Annotated in this window: 7 protein-coding genes and 1 tRNA gene; 4 read left to right on the top strand and 4 right to left on the bottom strand. The window is 45.5% G+C overall.

The features are described 5' to 3' along the window. Positions 1-309 precede the first annotated feature (309 nt). The 3 genes from smc to I2503_RS07740 all read right to left on the bottom strand — a co-directional run bounded on the left by smc (position 310) and on the right by I2503_RS07740 (position 6,039). Entirely contained in the window at positions 310-3,837 is a 3,528-nt protein-coding gene (smc, locus tag I2503_RS07730) for a chromosome segregation protein SMC (RefSeq protein WP_196967571.1), read from the bottom strand. Continuing rightward, the gene (gene rnc, locus I2503_RS07735) at positions 3,818-4,525 is read right to left on the bottom strand and encodes a ribonuclease III (RefSeq protein ID WP_196091325.1); all 708 of its coding nucleotides are present in this window, start codon (positions 4,523-4,525) and stop codon (positions 3,818-3,820) included. The genes smc and rnc overlap by 20 nt, the downstream gene beginning before the upstream one ends. Before the next feature lie 122 nt (positions 4,526-4,647). Continuing rightward, on the bottom strand, positions 4,648-6,039 hold the full coding sequence (locus I2503_RS07740) for an amino acid permease (protein ID WP_196967572.1): 1,392 nt from the start codon (positions 6,037-6,039) through the stop codon (positions 4,648-4,650). Between the two features lie 270 nt (positions 6,040-6,309). Here I2503_RS07740 and I2503_RS07745 point away from each other — a divergent pair, with 270 nt between their 5' ends. The 4 genes from I2503_RS07745 (at position 6,310) to I2503_RS07760 (ending at position 9,713) form a co-directional block, all read left to right on the top strand. Next, a complete protein-coding gene (locus I2503_RS07745; protein ID WP_210766825.1) occupies positions 6,310-7,176 on the top strand; it encodes a sulfite exporter TauE/SafE family protein in 867 nt (288 codons plus the stop codon). Beyond that, the gene (locus I2503_RS07750; RefSeq protein ID WP_196967573.1) at positions 7,173-8,276 is read left to right on the top strand and encodes an Mbeg1-like protein; all 1,104 of its coding nucleotides are present in this window, start codon (positions 7,173-7,175) and stop codon (positions 8,274-8,276) included. Before I2503_RS07745 ends, I2503_RS07750 begins: the two co-directional genes overlap by 4 nt. Positions 8,277-8,366: 90 nt before the next feature. Then, positions 8,367-9,572, top strand: coding sequence for a ferric reductase-like transmembrane domain-containing protein (locus I2503_RS07755; RefSeq protein ID WP_196967574.1), 1,206 nt, complete (start codon positions 8,367-8,369; stop codon positions 9,570-9,572). 68 nt (positions 9,573-9,640) lie between these two features. Next, positions 9,641-9,713 (top strand) — tRNA-Thr (locus I2503_RS07760). Between the two features lie 69 nt (positions 9,714-9,782). Here I2503_RS07760 and I2503_RS07765 read toward each other — a convergent pair. Then, positions 9,783-10,805: a hypothetical protein gene (locus tag I2503_RS07765; RefSeq protein ID WP_196967575.1), complete on the bottom strand. Its 1,023-nt coding sequence runs from the start codon at positions 10,803-10,805 to the stop codon at positions 9,783-9,785. Positions 10,806-11,091: the final 286 nt, after the last annotated feature.

The raw sequence follows: 11,091 nt of genomic DNA on the forward strand, positions 1-11,091 counted from the left end.
ATCGCATAGATTTATCATAGTGAACGAGCTAGAATCTACCATATCAATCTCCATTCTGATGATTTATAAGACTAGTATAGCTAGATTTCTAGTTCAGTTGAAGACACCTTGTTATTGGGCGTTTACGAAATTTTTTACTGACCACTTCACTTGATGGAGTTTAGCTGTCTCAATCAGAGACATAATAAAAGCACATTAGACTCCGCCCACTCTAAACTTTGGGAGAAAAGCCAATTCTTCCGACCTATTACTACTACTCAATGAAGTTCACTGACGTAAAAAAATCGACCGCGCGGGTCGATTTTTTTGTTACTCCATATCTTTTAGACGAACAGAAACCAAGCTCGATACTCCGGATTCCTGCATGGTCACACCATAAATGCTATCGGCTGCTGCCATGGTTCCTTTACGGTGGGTTACGACAATAAACTGAGACCGTTGGTCAAAGCGTTTGAGGTAATCTCCAAAACGTTTTACATTGGCTTCATCCAAGGCCGCTTCTACTTCGTCCAAAATGACAAAAGGAATGGTCTTAACACGTATAATTGCAAAGAGCAAGGCTAAAGCTGAGAGCGCCTTTTCCCCACCACTCATTAGATTTAGGGATTGAATCTTTTTACCAGGAGGTTGAACTGAAATCTCCACCCCTGCGACCAGCAGGTCCGGATCCGTTAACAAGAGATCCGCCTGGCCACCACCAAACATTTGACGGAAAGTCTCTTTGAAACTCTGACGAATAGCTTCAAAGGTCGTTTGGAATCGTTCCCGAACTTCTTGGTTCATCTCATCCATGGTATCCAGCAACAAGGTTTTTGCATCCAAGATGTCCTGACGTTGGCTGGTCAGGAAATCATGGCGCTCTTTAACTTCTTCATATTGCTCCAAGGCTGCCAAGTTCACAGGTCCTAATGCCTTGATCGCTCGTTCCAACTGCTTGAGTTCTTCCCGTGCTTGCTCAAGGTCTTCAACCGGTTGAGCCTGTTCACGCGCAGCTTCGATGGTCATCTGGTAATCATCTGTCAAGCGCTGCAAATCCCGTCGTAAGGCAGCTTCTAAACTAGATCGTTGGGAATCTAGCTGAGCTTCCTGCCGAATGAGCCCTTCATTTTCCCGACGAGCCTGGTCTAGGTGATCATTCAAGTCTTCCACTTGGGCTTCCAAGTCCTCTTTCTCAAACCGAAGTCGAATGAGGGCCTGCTGACAAGCATCTTTTTCGGCTTGAGCTTCTTGCAAGCGACTTTCCAAATCACTGGCTTGGCCTTGCAAGTCTTCAAGAGAAGCCAACTGCTGAAGGCGTCTTTCTAGATCAGCCTGCTCTTGTTCAAGACTTGTTAACTGAGTCTGCTTGGCATCTTTCTGACTCTGAAGGAGATTGAGGTGGCCTTTTTTACCTGTCTGTTCCACTAGCAAGTTCTGAAGTTTCTCTTCCAAGGCCTTAACCTGATCACGATGAGCGTCCTTGTTTTCACGAAGCGCTTCTAGATCGGCTTCCAGTTTGACCTTGTCTAGTCCGACTTCTCTGAGAGTTTCTTGTAACGATTCCAGTCTTTCTTGCAACTGGGCAGGCGCATTTTCCCCAAGTCTTTCTTGCTGATTTCGCAAAAGCTCCTTCAGGCGTTGGTAATCACTCTGAGCCTGTTCCCAATTGAGGCGAGTCGCTTGTTCCCGAAGCCGAAGAGCTTCGCCATCCGTTTTGAGCTGTTCGAGGTCAGCTTGACCAGCGTCGACCTCTTTTTTGGTTTGGGCCAAGGATTGTTCTAACTGTCGTAAATCAACTTGGGCTGCTTGCAGCTGCGCTTGAACCTGCTCCAATTCTGGCTTCAGCAGCAGGCTCTGGTTGTTCCGCTGACTTCCTCCGGCATAGGCGCCACCAGCACGAATTTCCGAACCATCCAGGGTGATCAAACGCAGGCGGTAGTTGAGACTACGGGCCGCTTGGCGAGCCTGGTCAATGCTTTCAAAAATCGCAATGGTTCCCAAAAGATTACCGTAGATTCCCGCCAATTCCGGATCAAAGTGAATCACATCAACCGCCATCCCCAAAAATCCGGGTGCCTGAGCCAGGGTCGCTGATTGCTGGTCCGAAATGGTCCGGGCCTGAATCCGTGTCAATGGAAGGAAGGTAGCCCGACCAGCCCGCTTTTCCTGAAGATAGCGAATGGCCTGGGTCGCTGCTTCTTCATCTTCCACAATCAGGTGTTGACTGCTAGCTCCCAAGGCCACATCCAAGGCCTGCTGGAAGCGTAGGTCAAAGGTTAGGTGTTCACTAACCACCCCACGTATCCCCACAAGTCGGTCTTGGGCGGCCAGAACACTCCGAACACCTGCGTAGAGATTGGAATGATTGGCGAGAATATTTCCTAAACTCTCCCGACGGGCATCCAACTTGCGGACTGTTTCCATCTGACCGAAATAAGTTTCCTGTTGCTGCTGATAGGATTGACGAAGCTGGACGAGTTTTGCCTCACGATCTTGATAGTCCTTAAGCGCAGCCCCTAATTCTCTTTCGACAGTTTCTAGTTCTGACTTCAAACGCTGGGTTTGACTTTCTGCCTTCTGCAACTGCTGCCCCAGCTCTTGCCGCTCTTGACTTCGCTGAGAATCCTGGGCTTCCTGAGCTTCCAATTGCGTTTCTAAACTCGTCGCCTGGTTGCTCAAATCTGCTTCTTTGCGTAGGAGTTCCAAGTAATGTTCACGCAGTTGCTCCAAATGACTTTCTGGGTCATCTGCTTGACTGAGACGGTCACGAAGTCCCTTCTCCTCATCCTTCAGTAAAGCCAAGGCTTGAGCCTCCGAAGCCAATCCCTCCTCTAAGTCTTGAAGGGCTTGTTTGAGAGTAGATTCTTCCTGAGTCAGTTCAGCGAGACGCTTGCGCCCTTCAGCTTCCGCCTGACCCGATTGTTGACGTTCCTGCTTCAGCAAGGCTTGCTTGGTTTGATAATCCGCCACCAAAGAAGTCAAGGCCAATAAATCTTCCTGCTTCTTAGCCATCTCCCCTTCAACAGCTTGCGCCTTGGTTCGACAGACCTGTAGCTCCTCCTCCAAGCTCAAACGCTGCTCCTTGAAAGACGCCAACTTGCCCTCAACCTCCGTTAAAGCCGCAACCACTTGATCTAATTCGCGTTTCCCTTGATCCAATTGCGCTAGGATAAAATCCAAAGTGGCTTGGTACCGCCGACCATCTAAGTCTTGAAAACGGCGGGCAACCTCCGCCTGCTCTTTGAGGGGAGGTAACTGCAATTCAAGTTCGTAGAGAATATCCTCCAAGCGGTCCAAGTTTTCCTGGGTCTGCTTGAGTTTATTTTCTGTTTCCTTACGACGCGTTTTGTACTTGAGAACACCCGCAGCTTCTTCAAAAATAGCCCGACGCTCCTCAGGCTTACTCGTAAAGATTTCTTCGACTTTTCCCTGGGAAATGATCGAAAAGGAATCCCTTCCCAAACCGGTATCCATAAAAAGCTCATGAATGTCTTTTAAACGCACCTTGCGTCCATCAATCCGGTACTCACTATCTCCATTCCGGAAAATCTGCCGTTCAATCTGAACCTGCTCCCCTTGACCAGCCAAGTACTGATCCTGATTGTCCAAGGTTACCCGCACCCGGGCATAGTTAAGGGGGGAACGAGCTTCCGTTCCCGCAAAAATAACATCCGGCATCTTGCCTCCACGGAGGCTTTTGACACTGGATTCTCCCAAGGCCCAACGCAGACTCTCTGTAATATTACTTTTCCCAGAGCCATTGGGCCCGACGATGGCGGTTACGCCATCGTCAAAGGCCACTTTGGTCTTGTCGGCAAAGGATTTAAAACCTTGGATTTCAATTTCCTTTAAGTACATGCGCTTCCCTTTCTGCAACAGCCTTTTTAGCTGCTTCCTGTTCGGCTAATTTCTTGGAACGTCCCAACCCTCTAGCCAATTCTTGGTCATTCAGAAAGACTCCAACTAGAAATTCTTTGGCATGAGCAGGCCCCGATTCTTTTAGAACTTGGTAGCGAATCTGGACATCACCCCCAGCCTGGAGCAGTTCTTGAAGGTGAGTTTTATAGTCCACCACGCGCTCAAACTGTCCTTTTTCAATTTTGGGGATAATGTAAGTGGCTATAAAGGTTCGAACGGCTTCCACACCTTGGTCTAGAAGCAGGGCACCTAGAAAGGCTTCAAAGAGATCGCCTAAGATCGTCTCGCGGGAACGGCCTCCATTTTTTTCCTCCCCTTTCCCTAAGCGGATATATTGGTCAAATTGACAATCCCGGGAAAAACCAGCAAGACTTTCTTCTCGGACCATCATCGACCGAAGTTTAGACAACTCCCCTTCCGGTTTTTCCGGAAAACGAGCATACAGATATTCGGAAATCAAAAGCTGTAGAACAGCGTCTCCTAAAAATTCCAAACGTTCATTATGTGAAATGTTTAAGAGACGGTGCTCATTGGCATAGGAAGTATGAGTAAAAGCTGTTTCTAAGAGTGTTGTATCTTGAAAGGTAAGACCAAACTCTTGATCCAACATGGTTGTTAACTGATTCATAAAAAGCTCCTTTCAACCTGCTGTTACCATTGTATCATGCTAAGGCTATCCAGGCAAAAAAGAAAGGAGATTCCTGAAAGATAAAAACGCCAATCTCCAAAGATCGACGTTTCTTAGCTCTATTATGAATTTAGGATCGAATGCTTCTGTCCGTATAGGAAATAAATTAGGCTTCCCAAAATAATCGAAATTCCAAAAGCAACCCAGGTTAGGCCATCATACTGCACCATAAAGGACAGGCAGATAAGGATCGATAAAATGGGTAGCAAAGGAACAAGTGGCGTCTTAAACTCCTGTCCTTTCGGCATCCCCTGCGTTTGACGCAAACGAATGAGACCCAAAGCCAAAATAATCAAATAAGCCAGCGTCACAATATTTAGGAAGGAAGCTAGACTGGCTAAAGGGAAAATTCCCGCAAAGATGGCCGCAAAAACTCCCACTAAAAGAGTTGCATTGGTCGGCACCTTGCTGACAGGATTTAGATTCCTAAAAGCCTGAGGCAAAAGACCATCACGCGCAATGGAATAGATCATCCGAGAAAGGGCGTAGGTCAGCGAAATGCAAACCGTGATTAAGGTTAAAATCGCTACCAGGGAAACATAGTTAGCCGCCCACGTTAACCCCGCACTCCTCAAGGCAAAGGCCACCGCATCCGCCACATTGAGCTGATCATAAGGCACAATCCCTGTCAAAACAAGGGTCACTAGGATGTACATCAGGGTTACAAAAATCAAGGCCAAACCAATCCCACGCGGAACATTTTTCTGTGGCTCCTTCACCTCATCCACTGCCATTGACAAAGATTCGTACCCCAAAAAGCTAAAGAACATCAAGGAAGCCCCCGCCATAATCCCTGTCTTAGCTCCATAGAGAGAACCAAAACCAAAAGGTGCAAAATCAGCCCAGTTAGCAGGTTTGATATAAAAAGCTCCTGCCAAAACAAATAAGAAAAGGGCGGAAAACTTCAGGATTACCAGCAATGAGTTAAAGCGCAGGGCCGTTTTAGATTGCAAGAGGACCACAGCCGTCACAAACGCAACAACCAGAACAGGCAACAGGTCAATGTAAGTCCCTGCCGCTGGGTTAAAGGTCCCACTCAAGGCCTGAGGAAATTCCCAACCAAAGGAGGCTAACAATCCCTTGAGGTAACCACCCCAACCTGCAGCCACACCTGACACAGCCATCATATACTCCAAAATGGTAAACCAGCCCACCATCCAAGCAGGATACTCCCCAAAGACAGCATAGATATAAGAATAAGCTCCCCCTGATGCTGGGATTCGTGATGCAAATTCTGCAAAGAAGAGGGCGGACAAGCCCACACAGAAGGCAGATATGATAATGGAAATCACCAAGGCTGGTCCAGCTAAGGTTGCTGCTCCAATACCGGTAATGGTGAAAATCCCAGTCCCCACCATCGCTCCCGTGCCTAAAAATAGTAGGTCTCTCAGACCCAGATGGCGCCGCATTTCAGTTCGAGTTTGGCTCCCATCTTTTTTTCGAAATGCTTTCATATTCTACTCCCTTTTTCAAATACTCCTTATTCTATCACATGCCCATCCCTTTTGTTCGTATAAATAGCTGAAAAATAAAATTCAATCCACCTTGCGAATCTGGAAGCAGAGTTCGCTATCCCACTAGTCACTGTCGATTCTATGGTATACTTATACTCTAGTCATACTGCATTGCACTATAGTGGAAGGAGGGCTACCTCTACCTAAACAGGATTTTGTGAAGTCGGCTCTTTCCCTTTTAATTCTGAAAGGAGAATTCTTATCGTTACTATGATCTTGACGATTCTGATCGTCCTATGCCTGATCTACTTAACCGCTCTTGGTCGGAGAGCCAGCCTTCGGGAACTTTTTGAAACTGGCCCTAAGGCTGTTACCGGGTTTTTTATTGGATTCATCGCCGATTTTCTAGACACTCTTGGAATTGGATCCTTCCTCACCACTACCACCCTCTTTCGCGCAGCTCGCTACTTGGACGACGACCGACAACTTCCAGGAACGCTCAATGTTATGCACACCCTTCCAACTCTGGTTGAAGCCCTCTTTTTCATTAGTGTGGTTCAAGTAGATGCTTTAACCTTGATTTCAATGGTTACCGCTGCTACAATCGGTGGAAAACTAGGGAGTGAGATCGTCAGTCACCTAGACAAGAAGTTTATCCTTACAACCGTCAGCATTGCCATGTTTCTTACGAGTCTCATCATGCTAGGACGAATCACGGGACTTGTCGACTCCCTTGGTTCTGGCAATACTGCCATGGGCTTGACTGGTTGGAAGCTCCTTATTGGTATCATTGGAAACTTTATTCTTGGGGCACTCATGTCGGCTGGTGTGGGGCTATACTCTCCCTGTATGGTGATGGTCTATCTGCTAGGAATGAACCCTCTAGCAGCCTTCCCTATCATGATGACCTCCTGTGCAGCCCTTATGCCCGTTTCAAGCATGACCTTTATGAAAAACGACTCCTATTATAAAAAAGGGCTTAGTTGGATGATTCTTGGTGGTGTTATCGGAGTTATTATTGCTGCTACTCTGGTCCAAAGCCTCTCTCTCACCGTTTTGAGCTGGGTTATCGTCGTAGTAGGTTTCTTCACCTCCTTCACCCTCTTTCGAGCTAGTCAGAAAGTGGAAACCGTATGAACACCTTAGACTATATAAACGAGGTCCAGTATGATGATCTCTACGATCGCCCTTATGGGGAAATCGACTATCTCCTTTTAGCTGAGCTGAGTTACCTACCTTTTGATGACCTAGTCCCTTCAAGCTTTTCGCCACATGAAGCCAAAAGGCTAGTTGACTTAGCGCCTAAACTCCCCCATGATCCATCTCCCCTCATGACGGAGCGTTATTCGTTATTGGAAGCTATGGTCGCAAGCAAGCGTTACAAAAACCTCAAGCTGGTTGGATTTCAAAATATTATCAAGTCTGAAGAAAATGTTCAGTTCTCAGCGATCATCTTTTGCCTCAAACCCCAAACCTATGTCCTGGCCTTTCGAGGAACCGACGACAGTTTGGTCGGTTGGAAAGAGGACTTGCTCATGTCTTATTTGGACGAAGTCCCCGCCCAATACTTGGCTAAATCCTATCTAGATCAGGCTTTACAAAAATTAGAAGGGGATATTGTCATTACAGGTCACTCAAAGGGCGGTAATTTAGCTATCTATGCCGCTAGTCAAGCCAAGGAAGAGTTTCAAAAAAAGCTGAGTCATATCTACTCCTTCGATGGACCTGGCCTTCACACCAATATTCTCAGCAGTAATAGTTACCAGAATATTCACCCAAAAATTCAACGGTATATTCCAGAAAACTCAGTAGTTGGCGTCCTCCTCTATTCCCAAGCTCCTGCCCATATCATTCAAAGCTCTGTTCGAAACGGGATGGCTCAACACAATACCTTTACTTGGGAAATTGAAGACCATCAGTTTAAACGAAAAAACAAGCTTTCTACAGGAAGTCAACAACTCGCGCAAACCATGCTTCATCTGGTTGAACAAGTGCCAGACAAAGAGCTCGCAAACGTTATCCAAACCTTTTTCTCACTCTTAGAGGAGGAAGGTATCACCTCCATTAATGTCTTTTTCCAACGAAACGCCATCAGTCCTATTCTTAAAGTGATCCAACGAAGCCAAACGTTGAGTCCCGAACAAAGAGATTTGCTGTTTAAATTTGGACAATTTTTCCTACAACTCCGACAGGAAGTTCGTAAGGAAACCTCAGAGAGAAACTTAACAAACCCATAAAGAACTGCATTCCCCACAAGCACATTTCTTGCTTATGGGGATTCTTTTTTGATAGACTAGAAAAGATTTTATTCTAGATAGGAGTATTACATGAAATCGTTAAAAGGAATCTTCCTTCTGCTCTTTTCCTTTGCCATAACCGCTTGGGTTTGGGCGCAGGCTGGCTTAACGATGTTTATCATACCAGCTCTGGCTCTAACAGCCCTCTCCCTCACTTTTTTACTCACTACCCGGGCTTTATGGCTCGAGAAACTCTTTCATGGTCTGGAAAACATGTATGCTTTGCATAAATTTTTAGCTTGCTTCGCCTTGGTTCTCATGCTTCTCCATCGAATTGGCATGGTCGGTCTAGTACCACCACGTCTAGGAGAAGTTGTCGGTGTCCGAATGGGAAATTATAGCCTGGCAATCTTTTTGATCCTCATTCTTCTTGCCTACCTCGGTAAAAAAATCCCTTACGAAACATGGCGTTGGATTCATCGATTGGTCTTTTTTGGATATCTATTTGCGGTTCACCATGTCTATATGCTGATGGGGAATCTCGTCTTAACCTTTACACCTCTTGGAATTGTAACGAACTATTTCATACTTGTTGGTTTTGCCTCCGCCTTCTACATCATGATTTATTACCCAACCTTTGGTTTTTCCTATTTTGGTAAAGTTGCAAAAATTGAAAAAATAAACCATGATACCATTGAACTAACTCTGCAATTACAAAAAAACTTCCCTTTTGAAGCCGGACAATTTGCATTTCTGCAAATCCGAGAAGAAGGTTTTGAAACCAGAGCCCATCCATTTTCTATCTCTGGAGGACATGGAAAAACCATTCAGTTTACCATTAAAAATTCTGGTGACCACACCGCCAACCTTTATAACAACTTGAAAGTCGGCCATAAGGTTGCACTCGATCGGGCTTATGGGCATATGCTCCTCCAACAAGGACAAAAGCGCCAAGTATGGATTGCCGGCGGAATTGGTTTGACGCCCTTCTTAGCAGGGCTTCGCCAGGCTCAAAAACTAGAGGCAGAAATCGATCTTTACTATGCTTATACAGGGGAAGAAAATGCGATTCACCTTGATCTGCTTCAAGAAGAAGCAAAGACAAACCCTCATTTTCGCCTACACCTCGTCAACAGTCAGGTTGACGGCTACCTCGATTTTGAACAGGAAAGCCTTCCAGAATCAGGAACTGTCTTCATGTGTGGCCCTCAACCTATGATGGCTGCTCTCAGCAAACAAATCCACAAGATCAACCCAAAACTTGAGTTGATCTATGAGGGGTTTAAATTCCGCTAAATTTTCAAAAAAGTTTTCAAAACCTATTGACACCTACTTGGTCATCTTGTATACTAAGTAGGTAAGTTGCTGATTTAGCTCAGTTGGCAGAGCGCATCCATGGTAAGGATGAGGTCGCCGGTTCAATCCCGGCAATTAGCATTGTAACTCGGAGCCCTTCCGAGTTTTTTCTACCCTAAAAAGCTGGCGGATCAATTCCTGCCAGCTTTTTTATTCTAGTATTTGATATAAGACGACCTGATTTTGACCATGGTTAGCAGAAAAAATATAGGCATCCCCCTCAACGGAAAATCCAAGCACATTGCTGGCTCCAACACCTGCTTCTACCACCTGACTCTCAATACCGTCCTCCTTCATTTGGAGGAGAATCAATTCAGCCTTCCCTTCTCGATAACCAAATAGTATAGATGCCTTTTGGGCTAAATAGCCCGCCCAAAGGGCGTGCCCAAAAGGAGTTGGTTCTGGATAACGATAGATTTCCTTTTGGAAAACTGCATTTAAGACCCTGAATTGATCCCCGTGAAATCCTTGAATCATGGCTTTATCTCTGGCATTAGGACCAGACCAATCTACCTCAACCAAATCACTGGTTTCCTGATCAAAGACCTGTTCCAACTTCCAAGGAGCGTCCAGACTTTCAGGTAAAGTAAGTTTAAAGATTCCCTCAACTGCGCTGATAAATGAATAACCATCCTCCTGAGCTGGGAAATAGCCATGCACTTTCAATAAACGTAGAGGTAAGTCAGACACTTCCTCCAGAGTTTGTTGCTGGATATTTAATTTACCAACAATGAGTTTTCCAGGATCCAACCAATCCTCTGCAAATAACTTAGAATTTGCAATCGTTGTTCCCACAAAGTGGATTCCCTGCCCATCTTTTGATGGAATCAAATCAAAGTTCTGGAGATAAGGAAAAACTTGCATGGGATGAATGTCCCAAGACCCATTCTGGTAGCTTCCGTATACCAACTGACAATGAGCTCCATCGTACTCTGGATAAAATCCTTGAGTCGCTATAAAATCAAGACTATTCGGTACCTGAACAATAGACTTAGTCCCTCCCAAACCTTCCCAAACAAGCTGTTTCGAGAACTGATTCCCTACATCATAAGCAAAACAAGCCCCTTCTTTTCCTTCCGAGGCAACTAAAAGAAATTCTGCATCAGGATGCTGCAGGTGGCTCACTGCAAAAACCGATTCTAAGGGATCGGAAAGAATTTTCTTAAATTCCATCTGATCCTCCTTTCTAGTCATAGGATGACTGTGGCGATACTCGATGGAAATCAATTCTACAGTTTTAGTTTATCTTTTAGCACTGTGTTAGCTCGTCTTGCCTTACTTATTTGAAACATTCTTCGAAAGTTTTAGCAGCAAGCTCAAAATCTCCCCCAAAGATTTTTCTACCATTTGTCAACCATTTTTCTAAAAATAGGACAATTTATTTGGCAGATTGATGCCTGCTGAGCCTAGTTGTGAAGCAAAGAGAAGGGGATTTTGTGTCAAGGCCTTGAGCGTATGC

The organism is Streptococcus sp. NLN64 (assembly GCF_015831295.1).
In the GTDB taxonomy this organism is placed as follows: Bacteria; Bacillota; Bacilli; order Lactobacillales; family Streptococcaceae; genus Streptococcus.